General features: G+C 60.0%; 19 protein-coding genes. 13 read left to right on the top strand and 6 right to left on the bottom strand.

Annotated elements, in window-relative coordinates; genetic code table 11:
- The first annotated feature begins 190 nt into the window (after positions 1 to 190).
- The 8 genes from MUU54_RS08530 (at position 191) to MUU54_RS08495 (ending at position 10,768) form a co-directional block, all read left to right on the top strand.
- On the top strand, positions 191 to 1,444 hold the full coding sequence (locus MUU54_RS08530) for a GGDEF domain-containing protein (RefSeq protein WP_247243614.1): 1,254 nt from the start codon (positions 191 to 193) through the stop codon (positions 1,442 to 1,444).
- A gap of 117 nt (positions 1,445 to 1,561) precedes the next feature.
- A complete protein-coding gene (gene ggt / locus MUU54_RS08525) occupies positions 1,562 to 3,289 on the top strand; it encodes a gamma-glutamyltransferase (protein ID WP_376742076.1) in 1,728 nt (575 codons plus the stop codon).
- A gap of 1,068 nt (positions 3,290 to 4,357) precedes the next feature.
- Positions 4,358 to 5,587 carry a metal-dependent hydrolase family protein gene (locus tag MUU54_RS08520; protein ID WP_247243612.1) on the top strand — a complete coding sequence of 410 codons (1,230 nt, stop codon included), beginning with the start codon at positions 4,358 to 4,360 and terminating at the stop codon, positions 5,585 to 5,587.
- Between the two features lie 16 nt (positions 5,588 to 5,603).
- Positions 5,604 to 6,428 (top strand): ABC transporter permease, encoded by an 825-nt coding sequence (locus MUU54_RS08515; protein WP_247243611.1) that lies wholly within the window; start codon positions 5,604 to 5,606, stop codon positions 6,426 to 6,428.
- Between the two features lie 2 nt (positions 6,429 to 6,430).
- Entirely contained in the window at positions 6,431 to 7,486 is a 1,056-nt protein-coding gene (locus MUU54_RS08510) for an ABC transporter ATP-binding protein (protein ID WP_247243610.1), read from the top strand.
- A 29-nt stretch (positions 7,487 to 7,515) separates the two neighbouring features.
- Positions 7,516 to 8,562 (top strand): ABC transporter substrate-binding protein, encoded by a 1,047-nt coding sequence (locus MUU54_RS08505; protein ID WP_247243609.1) that lies wholly within the window; start codon positions 7,516 to 7,518, stop codon positions 8,560 to 8,562.
- Between the two features lie 81 nt (positions 8,563 to 8,643).
- On the top strand, positions 8,644 to 9,498 hold the full coding sequence (locus MUU54_RS08500; RefSeq protein ID WP_247243608.1) for an ABC transporter permease: 855 nt from the start codon (positions 8,644 to 8,646) through the stop codon (positions 9,496 to 9,498).
- Between the two features lie 67 nt (positions 9,499 to 9,565).
- A complete protein-coding gene (locus MUU54_RS08495; protein WP_247243607.1) occupies positions 9,566 to 10,768 on the top strand; it encodes a M24 family metallopeptidase in 1,203 nt (400 codons plus the stop codon).
- Between the two features lie 97 nt (positions 10,769 to 10,865).
- On the opposite strand, the gene MUU54_RS08490 is transcribed toward MUU54_RS08495, so the two are convergent.
- The 3 genes from MUU54_RS08490 to MUU54_RS24950 form a co-directional block, all read right to left on the bottom strand.
- Positions 10,866 to 11,639, bottom strand: coding sequence for a pyrroline-5-carboxylate reductase (locus MUU54_RS08490; protein ID WP_247243606.1), 774 nt, complete (start codon positions 11,637 to 11,639; stop codon positions 10,866 to 10,868).
- A 156-nt stretch (positions 11,640 to 11,795) separates the two neighbouring features.
- Positions 11,796 to 12,158 (bottom strand): HD domain-containing protein, encoded by a 363-nt coding sequence (locus MUU54_RS08485; protein ID WP_247243605.1) that lies wholly within the window; start codon positions 12,156 to 12,158, stop codon positions 11,796 to 11,798.
- A gap of 450 nt (positions 12,159 to 12,608) precedes the next feature.
- Positions 12,609 to 12,884, bottom strand: a complete 276-nt coding sequence (locus tag MUU54_RS24950) for a DUF982 domain-containing protein (protein ID WP_354532037.1) — start codon at positions 12,882 to 12,884, stop codon at positions 12,609 to 12,611.
- 495 nt (positions 12,885 to 13,379) lie between these two features.
- On the opposite strand from MUU54_RS24950, the gene MUU54_RS08480 reads away from it, so the two are divergent.
- Both MUU54_RS08480 and MUU54_RS08475 read left to right on the top strand, forming a co-directional pair.
- On the top strand, positions 13,380 to 14,669 hold the full coding sequence (locus MUU54_RS08480; RefSeq protein ID WP_247243781.1) for an SDR family oxidoreductase: 1,290 nt from the start codon (positions 13,380 to 13,382) through the stop codon (positions 14,667 to 14,669).
- Entirely contained in the window at positions 14,669 to 15,160 is a 492-nt protein-coding gene (locus tag MUU54_RS08475) for a DUF2269 family protein (protein ID WP_247243604.1), read from the top strand. Before MUU54_RS08480 ends, MUU54_RS08475 begins: the two co-directional genes overlap by 1 nt.
- Before the next feature lie 39 nt (positions 15,161 to 15,199).
- Here the strand turns inward: MUU54_RS08475 and MUU54_RS24765 are convergent, their stop codons facing one another.
- The gene (locus MUU54_RS24765) at positions 15,200 to 15,412 is read right to left on the bottom strand and encodes a sigma factor-like helix-turn-helix DNA-binding protein (protein WP_247243603.1); all 213 of its coding nucleotides are present in this window, start codon (positions 15,410 to 15,412) and stop codon (positions 15,200 to 15,202) included.
- Between the two features lie 133 nt (positions 15,413 to 15,545).
- On the bottom strand, positions 15,546 to 15,830 hold the full coding sequence (locus MUU54_RS08465) for a hypothetical protein (protein WP_247243602.1): 285 nt from the start codon (positions 15,828 to 15,830) through the stop codon (positions 15,546 to 15,548).
- Positions 15,831 to 16,039: 209 nt separating this feature from the next.
- Here MUU54_RS08465 and MUU54_RS08460 point away from each other — a divergent pair, with 209 nt between their 5' ends.
- From MUU54_RS08460 to MUU54_RS08450, 3 genes are all read left to right on the top strand, one after another.
- A complete protein-coding gene (locus MUU54_RS08460; RefSeq protein ID WP_247243601.1) occupies positions 16,040 to 16,384 on the top strand; it encodes a hypothetical protein in 345 nt (114 codons plus the stop codon).
- A gap of 103 nt (positions 16,385 to 16,487) precedes the next feature.
- Positions 16,488 to 17,819 (top strand): NAD(P)/FAD-dependent oxidoreductase, encoded by a 1,332-nt coding sequence (locus MUU54_RS08455; RefSeq protein ID WP_247243600.1) that lies wholly within the window; start codon positions 16,488 to 16,490, stop codon positions 17,817 to 17,819.
- A 334-nt stretch (positions 17,820 to 18,153) separates the two neighbouring features.
- The gene (locus MUU54_RS08450) at positions 18,154 to 19,020 is read left to right on the top strand and encodes an SIR2 family NAD-dependent protein deacylase (protein WP_247243599.1); all 867 of its coding nucleotides are present in this window, start codon (positions 18,154 to 18,156) and stop codon (positions 19,018 to 19,020) included.
- A gap of 636 nt (positions 19,021 to 19,656) precedes the next feature.
- Here the strand turns inward: MUU54_RS08450 and MUU54_RS08445 are convergent.
- Positions 19,657 to 20,148, bottom strand: coding sequence for a DUF4142 domain-containing protein (locus MUU54_RS08445; RefSeq protein ID WP_247243598.1), 492 nt, complete (start codon positions 20,146 to 20,148; stop codon positions 19,657 to 19,659).
- Between the last annotated feature and the right edge of the window lie 628 nt (positions 20,149 to 20,776).

The raw sequence follows: 20,776 nt of genomic DNA, 5'->3' as shown, positions 1-20,776 counted from the left end.
GTAGCAAAACGTTTCTGCTCAAACTATCCGCGTAGACATCTCGGCGGAGATTAGCCATCACCTGCTATGGCACAAGGCACGCAATACCTTCCTTCCCGACCAGCCGGAGAACGTTCTTCTCAGGCTGGCAACCCTACTTTAAGTAACCTCCGATATAGCTTCCGTCATCGGCGGCAGACGGGGAACGTGGATGGACATCTTGACCGGCCTGGTCATCTGGGCAGCGCAGGCGCTCACCTTAAGCCTGCTGCTGTTCATGTGGTGGATGCGGGGTCGCCGCGAGCGCTTCGCGTTGACCTGGAGCGGTGGCTTCGGGCTGCTCGGTCTTGGCATGCTTCTGGTCGGCTTTCGCCCGAACATTCCTAGCTTCTTGTCGATCGAGATCGCCAACACCATGATCCTTGCCGCCATCGGCCTGCTGATCGGCGGCATGCAGCAGTTCGACGGGCGGCGGATCGAAGGATATGTGCTGATCCCTGCGCTGCTTTGGGTCGGGGGGATGCTGCTTCCCGTCGTCCACGAGAGCTTCAACCTGCGCGTCGCGCTCTACAACGGGTCGGCCAGCGTCGGCTTTGCGATCTTCATCGCCATCCTGCTACGCTCAGGCAGTCGTGTCACATGGGGCCGTCGTGCACTCGCCATCGTACTTGGCGTCCATATCGCCAGTAGCCTCACCAACGCCTCCTGGGCCGTAATTTCTGCCGCAGGGTCGTTCACCTCCATGCCCTCTCCCGGGCTGGTCCTCCTGCCAGGCGCCTTCTGCTTTGTTGCAGCTGTGCTTGCCGGCGCACAGATGCTGACGGAGCGATCCGAAGAGAAGCTGAAGGCACTTGCCACGTCCGACCCCCTGACCGGCGTCCTCAACCGACGCGGTCTGATGGACGAGTTCGACCGCCTTTGCGCCGAGGGTAGCCCGGACAAGCCGCTGATCGCCGTTCTTCACTTCGATCTCGATAACTTCAAGCAGATCAATGATCGCTGTGGCCACCAGGGTGGTGATGACGTGCTAAAGGCGTTTTGCCAACTGGCGTCCATCTCCTTGTCCAGACGCGGATCCTTCGGCCGCATGGGAGGTGAGGAATTTGCAGCCATGCTGCGCGTGGCGGATTTTGTCGAGGCCGCCAGTATCGCAGAGGGGCTGCGGATGACGCTCGCCCTGCAGCCAATCAGAGCGGCAGGACACTCCCTCACCGTCACGGTGAGCGGCGGGATAGCATTGGAAAGCGCCGCAACGGCAGAGCTCGACCGTCTCCTGCCGGCTGCGGATCGCGCGCTCTATGCCGCAAAAAAGGCTGGCCGCAACTGTACCGCGATCGATCAGCCGGGAGGACCAACCATCATTCCTTCCGCCACCATGCTGTCGCGGCAGGAGATGGCGCTCGAGATCCAGGCGAGCGAGCAGGTCACCGCGCTGCGGCGTGTGAGCCAGATCGCGCAGGGCTGAGCGTCGCGGTATCTCTTGCCGGCCGCTGACTCTGCTCCACATGCTGATGATGGTGGGCTCCAACGGCAGGAGATGGACATGCGCGCGATAAGTCTCGGTTTGCTTTCAACCCTTTCGATGGCCTCGTCACTGATCGCGTCGCCCCTGGCTGCGCAACAGGCCTCCGACGCGATGGCGCCGGAACGGGCAACCGGCGTGGCAACGGCGGAGCGCGCCGAGGCGAAGACGTTCATGGTGGCGGCCGCCAATCCACTGGCAGCAGCGGCGGGACGCGATGTTCTCGCGCGCGGCGGCAACGCCATTGACGCAATGGTGGCCGTTCAATCGGTGCTGGGTCTCGTGGAGCCGCAAAGCTCCGGCCTCGGTGGCGGCGCCTTTCTTGTCTATTATGACGCGTCCTCCGGCAAGGTGACCACGTTTGACGGTCGCGAGACGGCGCCGATGGAGGCAACGCCGAAGCTCTTCCTCGATGACCAGGGTCAGCCGTTGAAGTTCATGGATGCCGTGGTCGGTGGACGGTCGGTCGGAACGCCAGGCACGGTCAAGCTGCTGCACGAGGTTCACTCCAAGCTCGGCAAGGCAGAATGGGCAGGCCTCTTCGATCCCGCAATAAAGCTGGCCTCCGAAGGATTTGAAGTCTCACCCCGTCTCGCCACCCTCGTGGCAGCGGAAGGCGACAGGCTGAAAACCTATGAGGGCACAACCGGCTACTTCTTCGATGATGCCGGCGCGCCGCTGCAGGCTGGCAACGTCCTGAAGAACGAAGACTATGCCCAAACGCTGCGGACCATCGCGGCTGGCGGCGCGAATGCTTTCTACGAGGGCGCTATCGCCGAAGCCATCGTCAAGACCGTACGCGAGGCGGAGGGCAATCCCGGCGTCCTCTCGCTGGCGGACCTTGCAAACTACCGCATCAAGGAGCGGGAGGCCGTTTGCCTCACCTACAGGGCGCTGGACGTCTGCGGCATGGGACCGCCCTCCTCCGGAGCAGCCGCCGTTGGGCAGATCCTTGGCATCTTGGAGAACTTCGACCTCCGCAACCTTGGGCCGCGCAACCCGGAAAGCTGGCGGCTGATCGGCGACGCGCAGCGGCTCGCCTTCGCCGATCGCGAGCGCTATCTTGCCGACACCGACTTCGTGCCGGCTCCCATCAAAGGTCTGCTGGCGAAGGAATACCTCTCGGGCCGCGCGTCCCTGCTCGATACCAAGAAGGCACTATCTAAGGACGCCGTGACCGCCGGCGAGCCAACCTGGGATCACGCCCTCCTCTTCGGCGAGGGGGATGCGATCGAGCTTCCGTCGACCAGCCATTTCGTCATTGTCGACGCGCAAGGCAATGTCGTGTCGATGACCACCACAATCGAGAACGGCTTCGGTTCGCGGCTGATGACCAACGGCTTCCTTCTCAACAACGAGCTGACCGACTTCTCCTTCAAGACCCATGCCGACGGAATTCCGGTGGCAAACCGGGTGGAGCCGGGCAAGCGTCCCCGCTCCTCGATGTCGCCAACGATCGTAATGAAGGACGGCAAGCCGCTTCTCGCCGTCGGCTCGCCGGGCGGCAGCCAGATCATCGGCTATGTCGCCCAGGCGCTGGTCGCCTACATCGACTGGCAGATGCCAGTGGAGGAGATCGTTGCCATGCCGCATCTGATTAACCGCTTCGGTACCTACGATCTTGAGGCCGGCACATGGGCAGAAGAGATGGCCGAACCTTTGCAGTCGTTGGGATACGAGGTGAAGGTGGGAGAGATGAACTCAGGCCTGCATGCAATCGAGCTCACGCCAAGCGGCCTCCTCGGCAGTGCCGATCCGAGGCGCGAGGGTGTGGCGCTCGGGGAGTAGCTCGTAGCCCGCCACCCTGCTCGACAGCGCTGACGATCTGAAAACCGAGCTGTTGGGTCATCCACAGGCATGGTGGTCGTCGTTCGTGAGCAGGACTCATCATCTACATGGACGACCACAAGCCGCGACGGTCGCGCCGCCGGGTACTTAGAGCACACCCGTCGCCAGTATTGTGGCCGTCTTCGCAAGAAGCCGGCAACCAACCAAGGAAGGTATGGGCTCAACATACTCCGCCTCGTTGTGGCTCGTGGAAGGCTCCGGAAAGTAAGGCCTTCCATTCAAGATCCAGCTGTTCGGCGGCCGCTATGATCGCTCCCAGCAAGTTTTGGTCGAAACCCGTCCAGTTGACTGGTGCCCAAAGCCAGGGCACAAGAGTGGCATCCATGGTCGCTTGCGATGGGAAACAGAGGGAATTTCGAGGCTCTTCCACTAAGCCGTTGAAATGGTGTGAGAATTCAAATCCCCCAGGCAAGCCATTTTTGGGCCCCTTCCCTCCGTCCAGTGGCCGCAATTTCCTAGCAGAAAAAGGCGATGTCTTTGCAGTTAATTGCATGACTGAGCGCGCAAATCCTAGGGTTCCGGCGGATACTGGAGCATCGTCACGAGTTGGACAACCCGCGGGAATGACCGCGGACGAGGCCGGGATCAGCCAAGCTGCGTCCGGACAAAATCGGGGACATGGCCGCTCCGCGCACAACTCTCAGGAAGCCGGAAATCTGCTCGTCCCGATCAGGTAGCATAATGTCGTCTCTGAGTTGCCACTGCTGGCGTGAAGCGCGAGCGTCCGGGTTCCACTGGAGCTCTGCTCCCAGAGCTTAAAGATCATGACGACAGGTCTGCCATCTGGAAAAAGCCTGTTGCGCCTCTGTCTACAACTTGTATTATCGCATCAACGAGAACAACGGGAACTACACGAGATCAAGTGGTCGAGAGGCCGGCTCGTGATGCGAAAGAAAAATTAAGCCCGCCGGTGGATCAGGTGGTTGACGATGTGACGTCACCGCATTGCTTCAACTCGCCCACTTTTAGGCACATGCGGGCGCGTGCCTTCGAACCGGGAGCTTTCCAATGACAGCATATCTTTTCACCGGCGGCCAATTCCTCGACGTCAAGACCAAGAAGATGGTCGAAGGCGTGGAGGTTCTTGTCGAGGACGGTATCGTTCGCAACATTTCCGACCAGCCGATCACGGCTTCTTCCGCCCAAAGGATCGAACTGGGCGGCAGGACAATCATGCCCGGTCTCGTGGATGCTCACGTGCACGTTGTTGCAACTCTCGTCGATCTTGCCGCCAACGCCGAACTGCCAAGTTCACTGGTTGCACTGCGCACCTCCAAGATCATGAACGGCATGCTGATGCGCGGCTTCACCACCGTGCGCGACCTCGCGGGGGCAGACCTCGGCCTCAAACTCGCCGTCGAGGAAGGCCTGATCGACGGTCCACGCCTCGTCATCTGCGGCAAGGCACTCGGTCAGACCGGCGGCCATACCGATTACCGCACCCGGTTCGACAACCGCCCGCTGCACGAGGCAAGCCTTGGCGCACTCGGCCGCATCTGCAACGGCACTGACGAAGTCCGTCGGGGCGCTCGCGAGGAAATCCGCAATGGCGCCGACTTCATCAAGATCATGGCAAACGGCGGCGTCGCCTCCCCCACCGACCCGATCCACGTCCTGCAGTACTCTCGCGAAGAGATCACTGCAGTCGTGGAGGAAGCCAACAATGTCGGCACCTACGTCTCGGCGCACGTCTATACGGACGCTGCCATCCGGCGCGCAGTCGAATGCGGCGTCCACTCGCTCGAGCATTGCAACCTGATCGAAAGGGAGACGGCTGAGCTTGCTGCCAAGTACGGCGCCATCGCCTGCCCGACACTTGCCGCATACGAGGGACTGGCGATGGAAGGCGAAGCGTTCGGCCTGAAGCCCGATTCCGTCGCCAAGATCGAGACGGTGCGTGTCGGCGGGCTTCGCTCGCTTGAAATCCTTCGGGATGCGGGCGTGCCGATGGCCTATGGCTCTGACCTTCTAGGTCAGCTTCACAAGTACCAGTCGATCGAGTTCTCGACGCGCAACAAGGTCCTGCCGGCTGCCGACATCATTCAGTCTGCCACCCTGATTTCTGCCAAGCTTTGCCGCCTGGAGGGCAAGGTTGGCGAGCTGTCGCCCGGCGCCTTTGCCGACCTGCTGGTGGTCGATGGAAATCCGCTGGAAGATATCAGTGTGCTCGAGCAGCACGACAGGCTGAAGGCGATCATGAAGGACGGACGCTTCTACAAGAACGAACTGTCGGCCTGACCGCGGGAGACGCGCCATGGTACAGGGCAAGACGCTCGCAGAACATCTCGGCCGCTTGGCGGTCAACCTGATCAACGGGGTGGGATTGGGCATATGCGTTCTCCCGCTCATCCTGATCTTCTGGCTTTCCGTCATATCCAACAGCGTGCTTTCGCTGCCGGCTGAAGGCTACACGTTGGACTGGTTCAGCGAGGTCTGGCGCCAGCCGCAGTTCATAGACGGCTTCTACCTCAGTGCGATGGTGGCGGTCGGCGCAACCATCATCGGCATGATCGTCACGATACCTGCTGCGATCGTGCTGGTGCGCAAGCGCTTCATCGGTCGCGGTGCAATCATGCAGTTGCTGATGTCGCCGCTGATCGTGCCCGCCATCGTGATCGGCGCCTCGCTCTACATGACGCTGGTCGAGCTCGAAGTCCGGACCGGGCTTCCGGCCACAGGCTCGCTGACCGGCTTCATCGCCGGCCACGTGCTCCTGACGATCCCGTGGTGCGTGCGGCTCCTGACGGCCAACCTTGCCGGCCTCAACGAAGTCGTCGAGGAAGCGGCCGCCAGCCTTGGCGCCTCGCCCTTCGCCGTGATCTGGAAGGTGACGCTGCCGTTGATCCGGCCCGGCATCATGGCGGCGGCAATCTTCAGCTTCGTCGTGTCCTTCGGAAATCTCGAGGTCTCGATGTTCCTGTCGACCCCCGGCCAGCTCACGCTGCCGGTGGCCATCCTCCAGTACCTGCAATGGAAGATCGATCCGACGATCGCCGCCGCTTCCGTGATGCAGGTCACGATCATCGGGCTTGCCCTGATCATCACCAATCGCTTCGTCAATCTTTCCAGGATGGTATGAACATGGCAGCAGTCACGATCCAGAACCTGCAGAAGGTCTACGGCGATTTCGTTGCTGTCGAAGACATGAACCTTGAAGTTCGGGATGGCGAATTCCTGATCCTTCTCGGTCCCTCCGGCTGCGGCAAGACGACGACCCTGCGCATGCTGGCGGGCTTCATCGAGCAGAACACCGGCAAGCTAGAGATCGGCGGCCGCGACATCACGGCGGACCCGCCCTATCGCCGCAATATCGGCCTGGTGTTCCAGAACTACGCCCTGTTCCCACATCTCGACATCTTCGAGAACGTCGCATTCGGCCTTCGCCGCCGCAAGTTGCCGGAGGACGACATCAAGACCAGGGTAAGCGAAGCACTGGAACTGGTCCGGCTCGGTCACCTGGAGGATCGCTATCCCAAGCAGCTCTCCGGCGGCCAGCAACAGCGCGTGGCAATCGCCCGTGCGCTCGCCATCCGTCCCGACATCCTGTTGCTCGACGAGCCCTTGTCCAACCTGGACGCGAAGCTGCGCCTGCAGGTGCGCGACGAGCTGCGGGCCTTGCAGCAGGCGCTGAAGATCACAACGATCATGGTCACCCACGATCAGGACGAAGCCATGTATGTCGGGGATCGGCTTGTCGTGATGCAGGCGGGGAAGATCCAGCAGATCGGCACCCCGATGGAACTCTACAACCATCCCGCCAATCGCTTCGTGGCCTCCTTTATCGGCAGGACGAACTTCCTCGCCGGCGCAATTTCTGCCGGTGACAAAGCCTTCGTCACGAACAGCGGCCTCACGATTGAGACCGAACAGGCCGAATGCAATCATTCGGAACTGATGGTGCGCCCGGAAATGATCGAGCTCTCTGCGACCAAGACGGCCGACGCCAACTGCTTCGAGGCAGAAATCACCCGCAGCGTCTTCCTCGGCGGCAACCTGGAAATCCTGGCCACCCTTGCCACCGGAGATGCCTTCACCGTCGTCACCACCATTAAAAGCCTCACCGGTGCTGGCCTGCCGGCCGAAGTCGGCAGCCGCCTGTATGTCTCCTTCAACCGTCAATCCGCGGTTCTGATGTGAACGAACTAGAAGCAGAGAAAGGGAACAGCATGAAAAATGGCATCAACAGAAGACAATTCGGCCTGATGGCCGGAGCCCTCGCAGCCAGCACCGCACTGGCGGGAACCGGCGCGCGCGCCGCTCCGAGCGGCCGCTTGGTGGTCGGAACCTGGGGTGGCGACTACCAGAACCTTCAACAGCAGTTCATCGTCGATGCGGAGATGAAGGACTCAGGCGTCAACGTGGTGTTCGATACCGCCAACGATACGGTTCGCAAGACTAAGTTGCTGGCGGAGCGCCGCCTGCCGCGCGGCTCGATGGACATCGCCTGCCTGACCGGCCAGGGCGCATACGAGATGAACGAGAACGGCCTGCTCGAGGAACTCGATGAAAGCAAGGTCCCGAACATGAAGCATGTGCCGGCGGCATTCCGGAACAATTACAGCGTTCCGCACATCTATACCGGCCGCGTCATTCTCTACAATCCGAAGTACGTCAAGACGCCGCCGACTTCCTATGCCGATCTGTGGGATCCACAATATGCCGGTAAGGTCGGCGTCATCGACATCCAGTACCAGACGACGATCGAATCTGCCGCGATGATCGCAGGCGGCGGCCTCGACAACTACGAGCCCGGCAAGGAAAAGCTGCTGGAGCTCAAGAAGCAGGGGGTAAAGATCTACCCCACCAACGAGGCCATGGCGCAGGCCCTGAAGACCGAGGAATGCGTGATGTGCATCATGTGGAATGCCCGCGGCTACATGTGGAAACAGGCCGGCATCCCGGTCGAGATCGCCGTGCCGAAGGAAGGCCTGGTCCTTTATATTTCCGAGATGTGCGTACCGAAGAACGCGCAGAATAAGGAAGCCGCCTACGCCTATCTAAACGCCATGATGGAGCCGGGGCCGCAGACCGCCTTTGCCGAAAGCATGGGCTACGCGCCGACCAATTCGACCGTCGAGCTTGATCCGGAACTTGCAAAGCTGGTCGACTACACAGAGGAGCAGCGCAAGGCCCTGATGGTTCAGAACATGGAGTATCTGGCAAAGAACGACGCCGCGCTCCAGGACTGGTGGAACAAGTCCTTCAAGGGTTGATCCTGGCCATCCGGTCATTGTTTCAGGCATCGGCCAGTCCCGGCCGATGCAATAAACTTCACGAGGCCTCAGGAAGACGAAATGATCAAGAAGGGAAGGACGGCGGCCGCCATGCTGACTCCTGCCACATTGATGGTGGTGGTGTTTCTTGCTTTGCCGATGCTGCTGCTCCTGCGCTACAGCTTCAATCGTTACGTGCCCGGCGAATTCATGGTCGAAGGCATGACCGTCGCGAACTACGTCTCGCTCCTCTCCGACGGCTACTACCTTGACGGGCTGAAGACAACGGTTCTGATGGCCTTCGGCGTCACTGTCGCCTGTATTCTTCTAGGCCTGCCGCTGGCAAGTTTCATCGCCCGTCAGCAGGGAAATCTCAAGACACTCCTGTTGCTGATGATCATCCTGCCGCTCTTCGTTAGCAATGCCGTGCGCGCCGCCGGCTGGATGGTTGCCTTCGGTCAGAACGGCGTGGTCAATTATCTGCTCGGAGCGATTGGCCTGATCGGCGAACCGCTGACGTTGATGTATACTCCGACTGCGGTGTTCGTTGGCATCGTCTCCGTCAACCTGCCCTATGTTGTCCTGACACTACAAAGTGTCCTCGAAGGGCTGGATCCCAACACCAGGGACGCCTCGCTCAGCCTGGGCGCCGGCCCATTCGAGACTTTTCGTCTGGTCACGATTCCGCTCGTCATGCCGGGCATTCTTGCTGCTTTTGTGCTCTCTTTCATTCTGACGATGAACGCCTATGCGACACCCGTGCTGCTCGGCGGCCCCAATTTCCGGATGATGGCGCCCATGGTTGTTGACGAGGTGCTTGGCAAGGCAAACTGGCCATTTGGTGCGACGCTGTCCTTTATCTTGATGGCCGTCACGCTGATCCTCACTGTCGCCAGCAGCATGTTCATCGCCAGGCGCTATAGCTACGCCTCTTAAAGTTCCACCAATGTCATCGATGCGAGCCGGCAAACCCCCGCCGCCTGGCCCCATTAGGAGACCCAGCATGAGTGCCCCTGCCTACAGGTCCTTCGAACAATCGCTTTTGGAATTCGACAACATCGCAGTCACTATCCCGCCGATCTCGGCCGAGGAACTTAATGCACGCGTCGCCAAGCTACAGGGACTGATGCGAACAACGGGCGTCAAGGCCGTCTATCTCGACACCTCGACGAGCCTTACCTATTTCACGGCTATCACGCTCGCGGCAAGCGAGCGAATGCATGGGGCGATCATCCCCTCCAGCGGCGCTCCGATCTATATCAGCCCGGCTTTCGAGGAGCCGAAAACTGAGACGCTGATCATAAATTCCGGTGAGATCGCGGTATGGGAAGAGCACGAGGATCCGGCGCTTCTGGTGGCAGACCTGGTCTGCGGCCTGAGCGTCGAAGGCGATAGCCTGGCCTTCGATCCGGCGACGCCGTTTGTCTTTTCCAATCCCATCACCGCCTATGTCGGCGATCGCCTGAAAGTGGTCGGGGCCAAAGACCTCATCGCCGAGTGCCGACAGATCAAATCGGCGACCGAGATTGCCATCATTCAAGCGGCGATGACCGCCAGTCTTAGGGTCCAAAAGGCCGTCTGGGAGGGTCTCTACGAAGGTGTCTCGACGACGGAGGTGACCGATTTCATCGCCGCCGCCCATACCAAGCTCGGCATGCGCCACACTTTTGCCGCAGCCCAGTTCGGCGAAGCGACCGCCTATCCCCATGGCGTGCCCTACGCGCAGACGCTGAGACAGGGTGACATGGTCCTGATCGATCTCGGCGCTCACATTCACCGCTATTGCTCCGACATCACCCGCACGTATGTCTTTGGACAGCCTACGGAGCGCCAGCGCGAAATCTGGGCTCTGGAGCAGAGGGCCCAACGCGCCGCCTTCGATGCCGCCAGGATTGGCACGGCATGCGAAGAGGTCGACTTTGCGGCTCGGAAGGTGCTGATCGACGCAGGCTACGGTCCCGACTATAAGGTGCCGGGCTTGCCTCATCGCACTGGCCACGGGCTTGGCATGGATGTGCACGAAGAGCCCTATATCGTTCTCGGCAACAAGACGCCGCTCGAGCCCGGCATGGTCTTCTCAGACGAGCCGATGCTCGCGATCTACGGGGAATGCGGCGTGCGTCTGGAAGACATCATCTACATGACGGAGGACGGTCCGGTCTTCTTCACCGAGCCGTCGCAGTCGATCGAGCGGCCATTTGGGTGACAGCGGCGGCTTAAACCTTTCTCCTGTGATCGTGCCCGGAAATCCCGGAAAGTTCGCCCGACCAGGGCGAGCGCCCCGACGAACTGATCAAGCCCGGCTAGCCTTTTCTGACGCGCTCGAGAACTCCGTCGAGCGCCTTCAAAAGCGCGGACGAGCCGCCGTTTTCCTCGAACTCCCGGAAAACCTGTTCATTAAGTCCGCCCTCCGTCGAAAACTCTCGCCTGAGACCGGAGTAGCTCGCTCCCGGACTTGTCACCGCAACCTGTGAGAGGCTCGCAAAGAGTGGCGTAAGGTAGCGGCTGGCGGTCCGATCATCCATGCCGTGCTCCACCAACCAGCCGCCCACCCTCTCCATCAGGCCGTAGTAAGCGCCCATCATGGAACTGCCGACCGCCAGCAAATCGAATTCGTTCTGGTCTCTGCATTCGACAGCTTCGCCCAGGGCCGCGAAGAGCTCGGATGCGACACTGTCGCCGGGATAGATTGCCGTTACACCGCTTCGATCAGCGACGAACGGTAGCGGAATGGCGCGTATGATTTCGGATTCACAGCATCCCATCCACGATCCGAGCTTCGAGTGCTCTGTTGCGGCGATGACGCTGATGATTTTCCGGTGGGAGGGAACCTGGAGGGAAGAGAGAACCTCCTCGGCGACTTGTGGTCTCACTGCCAGAACGAGAATCTCCGCTTCGTCGACGACCGCCTGATTGCTCGTTGCCACCTCGACCTTCGAGAACCGACCAGCCAGTCCCGCCGCGATTTCAGCGTTACGGGGCGACACAAGCACCTTCGTTACATCGAGCTCAGACGCCATCATTCCTTCGATCATCGCAGCGCTGATCGTCCCGGTCCCTATGAAGCCGTAAATCAATTGATACCTCCTGACGCCGTTGAGAGGCGTTCCGCATGCGTGACGTGAGTTGCCGGGCTCTGACTGCCCAGCTTGCGCTGGCACCGGCAGACTTGGCCGCCAGACCTGTACCGACTGCGGCGGCACGGGAACAATAACAGTGATCGTCGGTGACGCTTAACGTCGTCTCGTCTGACTCGCTGCAGTTCTCCACAGGGTAACATTACCCTCCTTCAGGACTTTGAGGAGAGCTTCTTTCTCGCGGCGAAAGACCTTCCAGAAGCTTGGGTCGTATTTGGAGATCGTCAACGTGTTGCCGATCAGGTCAGCTAGCTTGATGATCTTGGCCGCGGGCGGCGCTCCTGCAAGGTGCATCAAATCCTCATGCTTGCGCACCCTTCTATTGCCATCGGATGGCCTGGAGACGTCCGTCAGCCACTCGACCAGTTCAGTGACATCCTCGCCAAATTCAGCTCTGATTTCATCAATCGTCACTGGAGTGACTTCAACCACATCATTGAGAAGCGCCGCGGCGATCATCTCCTCGAATGAGGTACGGACCGTACAAGATCAGCCACCGCAATAGGGTGCACAATGTAAGGCTCGCCTATATATTTCCGCCGCTGGTTGATAGATCCGTGGGCCTTGGTGGCAAACTTCCTTGCTCGTTCCTCTAAACCCGGGATCGCCCTGTGGCCTTGCTTCACAGCCCTGTATGGATCGTTGATCTATCTGAAGGAGCTTTGTGCATCGCCTCTACAACGGCCGCCGCGATCAGTTCGCTTCCTTGTTCATATGGCTCGATAGCGTTCGCGTAGTGCTGAGAGCATTCCGCTACGACTTGGTTCTTTGATCTCAGAAAAAAGCGAGTAGGTCTTTTTGCAAGGCGCTTCCATGGGCGCTAAAATGGCTTCTCTTTTCCAAGATGCCCTAGAACTCCAACGGCGAAGCCGTAAAATCGGTGCCGACGACTGTCGGGGGCCGGCAGAGCTAGTGAAGCAGCCCTGTTTCAGCGGCGGCAACGAGAAAGGCACGACGCACTTGAGCGGGTGACGCCTGCCGCTTCAGGAAGGCTAGGCAGGCGCGACGAGCTTGGTGATAGCTGTCTCCGCGCTCACCTGGCCACTCGCTTGACATTAACTTCAACGCCTCTTGAGGACTGTGCACGACGTGGGTGCTGCTCCTCCCAAGCCTGAGGTTGATCGGCTTGTCCCAGTTCCCCCAACTAGAGTCGACAAGGGGCCGGTATCTGCTTTGGAATGGCATTACATCTCCCCCGACCATGCAGGAATGCTCTTGCATTCGCGATGGTTAGAAAACTTCGACCTTTCATGGCTGTTCCCCGTCTGTACGCTTGCGGACCTGTGAGACGCTGCGGAGGCTGGGTGATCGGGCGTGAGCAGCTTCCTCTCTGTCCACGACCGTACCGCAACATCGGGCCGCCGTGGTTGTTTTCGCTCATCGTCATCGTTTAGGCAGCAACGCCGGCGAGGCGGCCGCCAACCGCTCAGGCGTCGTCGCTGTCACCTGGAGGTTCCTGTGCGCATTGTTGCGAGAGATCTGGTGAATCCGCTCATTTCAATGGGGTGCAGTATCTGTCAGGCGACATGCAAAACTGGGCCGGTAGCCCGCGATAGCATCTTTCGGCAGCAGCGGGGTAACGATCGCACCGGGATGATGTTTTATGATCTACTGGGGTGGTGTGCGCTAGCCAACCTTGGTGGTTCCGCGGCGGTTCAACTAAGGATGGTTAGGAGCGACATGAACATTCTCGTCATCGGCGCGACAGGACTGATTGGTTCCGCTATCTGCGCCAGGCTTTCCACAGATGCCCATCATGTTGTTGCAGCCGTTCGGAGCGGCTCCGCTTTTCTTCCCATGGGCGTATCAAGGCAAGTAGTCCTGGATTTGGCGAATGCTACCAGCGCCTCTGACTGGCTGCCGCACCTTGAGGGGATAGGCGCGGTGGTCAATTGCGCAGGCGCACTCCAGGACACAGGGCAGGACCGGGTCCGAACGGTGCATGTGGAGGCTCCAGCAGCTCTCTTTCTCGCATGCGAGGAAGCTGGTATACGGCGAGTCGTCCATTTCTCAGCACTAGGCGTTGACCGGGAACAGCCTTCGGAATTTTCTCAATCCAAGGCCCTTGGAGACAATCTGCTGATGGCGCGCGAACTGGATTGGGTGATCCTGAGGCCATCGGTTGTTCTCGGCCCCGCCGCCTATGGCGCCAGCGCGTTGTTCCGAGGCTTGGCGGCGATGCCGGTTTTGCCGCTGATGCCTCACACAGGTCAACTGCAGGTCGTCCAACTGAGCGACGTCGTGGAAACGGTCGTGGCGCTACTTCAGCCCAATGCGCCGTCAAGGCTGACACTCGAGCTTGTCGGTCCAGAGCAGCTAACCTTCGCCGATGTCGTTGCCAGCTACCGTCGTTGGTTAGGCTGGGGTCCGGCGCGTAAGGTAACCTTGCCAGGACCATTTTCGCGCCTGCTATACAAGCTCGGGGACGTGGCGGGGCACCTGGGTTGGCGGCCGCCGATGCGGTCCAATGCCGAGAAGGAGATTACACGAGGCGCAGTGGGCGACGCAGGATCCTGGATGGAGGCTACTAGCATTCAGCCCACTTCACTTGCGGAAGCCCTTGCATCTCGCCCCGCTGGCGTTCAGGAACGCTGGTTCGCGAAGCTGTACTTCCTGAAGCCACTGGCATTCATCGTCCTTCCCTTGTTTTGGATTGCCACGGGAATAATTTCCTTAACGAGCGGATTCAGGGAAGGCGTGGACCTCATGCTTCGCACCCCTGCGGCGGAGGTCGGTGTGCCAGCGGTGATTGCCGGAGCTTTGGCCGACATGGCGATCGGAACTGCTATCGCCTTCAGGAGGAGTGCCCGATGGGGCCTCTACGCCGGCATCGGGTTGTCGCTGTTTTATGTCGTTGCGGGAAGCCTGCTGCTTCCTGCACTCTGGGGGGATCCTCTGGGGCCACTCCTTAAGATCTGGCCAATTTTCGTGCTGCATCTCGTGGCGCTCGCGGTTCTGGAGGAGCGGTGATGGTTTACTTCCTGCTCAAGTTTGTGCACGTCATCGGCGCCACAGTCCTTCTCGGCACCGGCGCCGGCATTGCCTTCTTTATGCTGCTCGCGCACCGCACCAGGAACACGGCGGCGGTTGCGGCGGTGGCTAGAATAGTTGTTATTGCGGATTTCCTGTTCACGACGACTGCGGTTATCCTGCAGCCGATAACCGGCGTCGCCCTCGCATGGCACGTGGGCTATCCGCTCACGGAGGGCTGGATCGTGCTGTCCATCCTCCTCTATTTACTTACGGGGGCATTCTGGCTCCCCGTTGTGTGGATGCAGCTCGAGATGCGAAATCTCGCCGTCTCTGCCGTCTCCACTGGCAAGGACCTGCCCCCTCGTTACCACTCCCTCTTTCGCCTCTGGTTCATCTTTGGTTTCCCAGCATTCGCGGCGGTGCTGAGCATTTTCTGGCTAATGATCACGCGACCTGACCTCCCCTGGTGGAGCAGTCTGTTCGGCTGAAAACTTCCTGCTCTTTAACCTGCTTCGCCCAGTCTTGTTTCAAGCATGGTTCCGTGCCCGGTTCACGCGACTTTTGATGGTGCCGACAGGGCATCCAGCTCGATCGGCGGCAGCCTCGTGGCCGATCTCCTCAATAAGGATGAGTTCAACAGCAGAGCGGTAGTGCAGCGGCAGGCGTTCGATCTCGCGGGCGAGCTCCTTGGCGCGCAGCGACCACTCTTGTGGAGCACTGATCGAGGGTTGTGCGGCCACACAATCATCCGATCTCAGCGGTTCACACACACACACTCTCTCTCTCTCAATCTCCGGCCCACGAAGGAACGCCTCGTTCGAGACAAGGTATCCTGACCGTCTCTGATGGAGAAAGGTGGATGATGCACCTGCATCACCGGTTGTCGAGCCGCTGTGCCGGAGAGGCTGGAGAGGACGCCATCGTCGCCGCTCGTCCGTCGACGTTCTCGCCATCCTCCATCTGCTCCGGCAGCACTCCCTCGCGCACGACTCGCTCCAGGAACAACTTCGCCTGGCTGACCGCATTGGTGCGATTGACCTCTGCTTGTTCGCCGCTGAAGCGGACGGCGACTACGGCGCCGCTGTCGAAAACGTATTCGACAGTGTGGCCTGCCGTGCCGCTTCCTTCGGCTATGGTCTGAATTCCCGTGATCTTCATGGTGTCTCCTGTCTCCGCCGGCCAGTCAGCCTCGCGCTTGCAATGATTTGTTGTCGCCGTAGCTGAACTGACCATCGCTGCCCAATGTTTCGCGCGCTGAGCATTTTTCAGGACGGATGGTCCGCTGCCGTACATTCCGGTTTGCCGTCGCCTGGCGGCAGGAACCCGCGGTGCTTCCAGCAGTTGGCATGGCCTTGGAGACCAAACTCATGCCCAGCAGATCACACGACCCGACGCCCAACCCTGCACAGATCAGAGGCGACATCCAGCGGGGTTTGACTGGAGACAAAAGACCTGGCTTCGATCCGGCCATGGCACCGCTCGAGACTGATTCAGAGGCTGGCGGTGCGCCGCTGTCGCCCGAGCAGATCGGGACCGCCACCACGACACAACGAAGCCAGGGTTCCCACCTGCGATCCCGGAACTTCGATGTCGCGATGACCTCTTCCTACAAAGGGACGCTCGAACGCAGACCGAGCCTTCCCGCCCTCCTGCCGGTTATCGCCGTCATCGTGATCGGCGCTGCAGTTCTGCTCGGGGCATTGCTACGATGATGCTCTGTTCCCTAAGTCACGTGATTGACACCACTCGCCTGAAAGCTAGCTGGGCCTCCGCCCCAGTCGGCGCGGGACCCGCTGATTGCAGAAAACGAACATCATGAGCGGCGGGATCAGGTTGCGGCTGTCAGCCTCACATAATTCGAGGCGCCATATCGTCATAATCGGAGGTGGGTTCGGTGGACTGGCTTGCGCCCGCGCACTAGGCGATTCGGATGTCGATGTCACCTTGATCGACCGCCGCAACCACAATCTCTTCCAGCCGCTCCTATACCAGGTTGCTACTGCGGCGCTGTCGCCCGCTGATATATCTGAGCCGATTCGACGCAGCCTGGGACGCTACCGCAACATCCGCGTCTTGATGGCCGAAGTTGTTGGTGTCGATAGTGGAGCAAAGCGCGTCCGCCTCGCAGACGCTGGCGAAGTCGCATACGACCAACTCGTCATTGCCACAGGCTCGCAGTATAACTACTTCGGCCATGACGACTGGCAGTTCCATGCACCCGGACTGAAATCGATCCACGAGGCGCGACAGATCAGGCAGCGCCTGCTGCTGGCGTTCGAGAAGGCGGAGCTTGCACATACGGAGCGGGAAAAGCAGTCGCTGCTGACCAGCATTGTCATTGGCGGTGGCCCGACTGGTGTGGAGATGGCGGGGGCTATTTCTGAGCTTGGCCGCTACATGATCAGCCGGGACTATCGCGCGTTAGCACCTAACCAGATGCGTGTGATCCTGCTTGAAGCGGGTCCAGGGATCCTTGCCTCATTCCCCCAACACCTCAGCAGCTATGCCGCAAATTATCTCCAAAGGATCGGCGTCGAGATCAGGCTGGGTCAACGGGTCTCTGCCGTCGGCGGAGGCCACGTTATAGTTGGCGACGAGCGTATCGATGCCGGCTGCATTGTATGGGGCGCGGGCGTCAAGGCTTCGCCCGCCTTTGCTTGGTTGGGCATGAAGGAGCCGCCCGGAGGCCGCATCCCTGTCGATGCGGATCTGCAGGTGGTTGGCCTCAGCGACATCTATGCGATCGGCGACACTGCTATGGCGCTTGACGCAGAAGGCAAACCTCTTCCCGCACTTGCGCAAGTCGCAAAACAACAAGGAGAGTTTTTAGGCCGGAAACTGCGCAAAGGTGGGCCTCAAGCGTCCTTCCGGTTCAGGAACCGCGGAAATACCGCAGTCATCGGAAGACACGCAGCCGTGTTCGACTTCGGCAGCTGGACGCTGAAGGGGCGGCTTGCCTGGCTTCTGTGGGCATTGGTTCACGTGTATCTCCTCGTGAATCTTGAAAAGCGCGTCTTGGTCACCATCCAATGGATCTGGCGCTATCTTACCCGCCAACGCGGCGCGCGGATAATCGACGAGGATGCTTCGTTGATAGGTGATCAGAAGGATGTAAGCCGGATGATTGGGCTTAGCAGGAGGCGGTGACGGATATGGAGAAGGCGTGGAAGGAGTGGTGGGAAAGCCTGGGGCACGTTGCCCGGTGCAAACGAGACACGGCCCGGATCCGTGAAGCGTTCGAGGCCGGTTATCTCTCAGCGTCGGAAAGGCGTGAAGCAACTGTACTCGCATCCCGCGAAGCGGCTGAACCCGCACCGCTGTGCCCACAGGATGATGCGTCGCCTCCCCTCGCGGCGCCCGCCAACGTAGACCAGATCTCAATGGAGGAACTTGGCGCGCAGCCGCCACCGTTGGGCGGGAAGCAACAAGCTTAGCAGGAGAAGGCTGCCCGATATGTATCGCCACGAGATGTTGAGTTAGTATGGGAGACAGTTGGGAGCGGCATGAAAGCCTCTCGGCGCTGGCGCAAGCCATCATCGACCGCCGGGCAATCCTGTTCGTGGGCGCAGGTGTCTCCATGCAGGTTGGCCTGCCTTCCTGGCAGGCATTGACGGAGTACATGGCCGACGAACTGGAGCTGGATCGCGATCTTCTTTCGAAACCAGACGTCCACTATCAAACAGTGGCGGAATACTACCGCCTCAGGGGCGGAAACATGGACCTGCTCGGCCACTGGTTGCGAGACAATTGGAGCACTTGCCAGGAGCAGGTTGCCAGATCGGCTGCCCACGAACTGTTGGTGAGCCTCGATTTTCCCATCATCTATACGACCAACTACGATCGGAACCTGGAAGCAGCTTTCGAGCATCACGGCAAGCCATACGCGAAGATTACCAATGCGCGGGATCTGACGGAGGTGTCGGAGGGGGTGACGCAGATCATCAAGTTTCACGGGGACCTTGACGATCCGGCCTCTCTCGTTCTCGCCGAATCCGATCATTTCGAGCGCCTATCCTTCGAGACGCCACTCGACGTCAGGTTCCGCGCCGATGCGCTGGGAAAGACCGTTCTGTTCATCGGCTACAGCATGTCCGACATGAATATCCGGCTTCTGCTGTATCGCCTCTGGCAGACATGGCACCGGTCAGGCTTTGCCGAGGATCGGCCTCCATCCTTCATCTTCATGCCGCGTGGGAACGAGGTGCAAGAGGCGGTGTTGAGGCATTGGGGAATATCGGTGTTGCGCGACGAAACAGAGGAGCCTGGTCGTGCATTGATCAATTTCCTGAGCGGCCTCGCCTCAGAAGTTGCCCTGCTGGATGCAGCGAGAAAGAAACCGTTTAACTGACTAAAGGGAGTCTGGCTCTGGCTGTCCGCAGGCAACGCACTCTGTGCTTACCGTGCCGGCGCCTATGGGGCATTGTCCGCCGCGGGAGCGATACCTACGCGCATCGCAGGAGGCCTCAAATGCCCGATCATTGTCGCACTCATCGCCGGCAACGCGCCGCAACATCGCGTGAACCGGCTGCGCCAATTCGGGGATCTGGTACCGGCTCCCGGCAAGCCACCAAACTCTCTTGATGATGCCTTGAACGGGTGCATGATCTGATTCACATTACAAAGCCGACATGCCTTGGAAGCGGTGACACGTTCGATGACCTCGGGTTCACCGGGGCTGCCATCGTGCATCTTTCCTATGACGGAAATGACCAGGAATCAGCGGCCAGTCGCTTGAATCTTCGCGCAGTCCCTCCGGCGACGGTAGCGGCAGGGAAAGCGGAGACGGAGAATGTCCTAGCTAGATGGCGGGATTTAAATCCATCGAAGGTCGTTCGGTCTACCGTCTGCATGGTGCAGAACTGAGGCGCCTGGACCTCCGGGAGCCGCCGAGCCTTCGTGAGCAGCTCGCCCACCATGAGCAGCGGGCACATCTTCGATCTGCGCCCGCTGTCTTTTCCGGCTCATCAAGAGCTGCGGCCAAGTCTTACCCGATCATGCTCTTGATGCCCTTGAGCATGGCAAGGTGGCTCTGGATGCCTGTGACGCCGACAATCGACGCTCCGCGGGCCATCGGGTCATCGCCGCTGCGGGCATACTTCTTGTGGATCGCCAGGAGCTCCTCGTGACCGTCGATCTGGCCGTTGATGTACATGGCATCGAAGTCGGCACCTTCTGCTGCCTGAAGTTTCTCAATCATCGCCGCGTGCTTCTGACTTACGCCTGCGGCGCCTGGTTTAGAGCCAAAGGCTTCGGCGACTGCGGCCTGCTCCGCGATCTCAAGTTCCGCGAACGTCTTCACGGCCCGATGGTTTGCCTTCTGCAGTGCAAGCTGACTGGTCGCTGTTGCAAAGTCGCCGCCCATAAGAGCGGGCAGTTTCGCCTCATCTACCGCTGCACCCTGGGCGAAAGCAGAGCTTGTCAAAGGAAGCACCGCCGCCGTGGCTGCGGTGCCGATGAGAAGGTTACGTCTGTTCATTGGCTTTCTCTCCTTGCCCCCGCGGGAGATCGAACAAGACGCAGGGGAGCGAGTTCCACGGATGCTCCATTCCGGGACTGCATTGTCTGGGATGGTACAGACTTCCTTCCCGCTCAAGCCGATAGGCCTTTCCGGCGGAGCAAAATACGGCGTAGGTTCTCGTAGCGCTCTCCGGGCAGCGCAGACATATCGAAATCGTCGTGGTCCGGCCGAGCGAAGAGCAAGTCCACTTCATGAGAATCAAGGAAGAGGCGCGCGCGCCCCTCCCACTCTCGCAGCGTGGCGGGACTGATCTTCTGGCGCATCATAGCCTTCAACTCCAGAAGCAGACTGAGCAGTCGCTCATACCCCTCCTTATCGCCAGAGAGCGGTGACTTCAAAATGTTCAGCCGGTCTGGCAGTTGAGGGGCAACATCGTGCGGATCTGAGCCCATTGAGTGATCCCCAGTCGTCGTAGATAATCATACCGGCAGTACCAAGCTCGTCTTCGGCAAATGGCACGCGAGCTCCGGAGACAGGCTGAGGCAGCCGACGCCGGTTCGCTGGAACGCTAACCGGAGCGAAGGGCGTCAGTTCCTCAAATGGCGTAGCTGAACGTGCGCCGTTCGCGCCTTTTTAAAGCCACCTT

This window comes from Pseudorhizobium tarimense, from assembly GCF_022968135.1.
Lineage (GTDB): Bacteria > Pseudomonadota > Alphaproteobacteria > Rhizobiales > Rhizobiaceae > Neorhizobium > Neorhizobium tarimense.
The sequence above is the reverse complement of the archived record's forward strand: the minus strand, read 5'-3'. Positions and strand labels throughout refer to the sequence as shown.

What these genes read in the sequence shown, in the direction of transcription:
- MUU54_RS08530 (WP_247243614.1), top strand. Translation starts at nt 191, where the DNA reads ATGGACATCTTGACCGGCCTGGTCATCTGGGCAGCGCAGGCGCTCACC.
- ggt (WP_376742076.1), top strand. Translation starts at nt 1,562, where the DNA reads ATGGCCTCGTCACTGATCGCGTCGCCCCTGGCTGCGCAACAGGCCTCC.
- MUU54_RS08520 (WP_247243612.1), top strand. Translation starts at nt 4,358, where the DNA reads ATGACAGCATATCTTTTCACCGGCGGCCAATTCCTCGACGTCAAGACC.
- MUU54_RS08515 (WP_247243611.1), top strand. Translation starts at nt 5,604, where the DNA reads ATGGTACAGGGCAAGACGCTCGCAGAACATCTCGGCCGCTTGGCGGTC.
- MUU54_RS08510 (WP_247243610.1), top strand. Translation starts at nt 6,431, where the DNA reads ATGGCAGCAGTCACGATCCAGAACCTGCAGAAGGTCTACGGCGATTTC.
- MUU54_RS08505 (WP_247243609.1), top strand. Translation starts at nt 7,516, where the DNA reads ATGAAAAATGGCATCAACAGAAGACAATTCGGCCTGATGGCCGGAGCC.
- MUU54_RS08500 (WP_247243608.1), top strand. Translation starts at nt 8,644, where the DNA reads ATGATCAAGAAGGGAAGGACGGCGGCCGCCATGCTGACTCCTGCCACA.
- MUU54_RS08495 (WP_247243607.1), top strand. Translation starts at nt 9,566, where the DNA reads ATGAGTGCCCCTGCCTACAGGTCCTTCGAACAATCGCTTTTGGAATTC.
- MUU54_RS08485 (WP_247243605.1), bottom strand. Translation starts at nt 12,158, where the DNA reads ATGATCGCCGCGGCGCTTCTCAATGATGTGGTTGAAGTCACTCCAGTG.
- MUU54_RS24950 (WP_354532037.1), bottom strand. Translation starts at nt 12,884, where the DNA reads ATGCCATTCCAAAGCAGATACCGGCCCCTTGTCGACTCTAGTTGGGGG.
- MUU54_RS08480 (WP_247243781.1), top strand. Translation starts at nt 13,380, where the DNA reads ATGAACATTCTCGTCATCGGCGCGACAGGACTGATTGGTTCCGCTATC.
- MUU54_RS08475 (WP_247243604.1), top strand. Translation starts at nt 14,669, where the DNA reads ATGGTTTACTTCCTGCTCAAGTTTGTGCACGTCATCGGCGCCACAGTC.
- MUU54_RS08465 (WP_247243602.1), bottom strand. Translation starts at nt 15,830, where the DNA reads ATGAAGATCACGGGAATTCAGACCATAGCCGAAGGAAGCGGCACGGCA.
- MUU54_RS08460 (WP_247243601.1), top strand. Translation starts at nt 16,040, where the DNA reads ATGCCCAGCAGATCACACGACCCGACGCCCAACCCTGCACAGATCAGA.
- MUU54_RS08455 (WP_247243600.1), top strand. Translation starts at nt 16,488, where the DNA reads ATGAGCGGCGGGATCAGGTTGCGGCTGTCAGCCTCACATAATTCGAGG.
- MUU54_RS08450 (WP_247243599.1), top strand. Translation starts at nt 18,154, where the DNA reads ATGGGAGACAGTTGGGAGCGGCATGAAAGCCTCTCGGCGCTGGCGCAA.
- MUU54_RS08445 (WP_247243598.1), bottom strand. Translation starts at nt 20,148, where the DNA reads ATGAACAGACGTAACCTTCTCATCGGCACCGCAGCCACGGCGGCGGTG.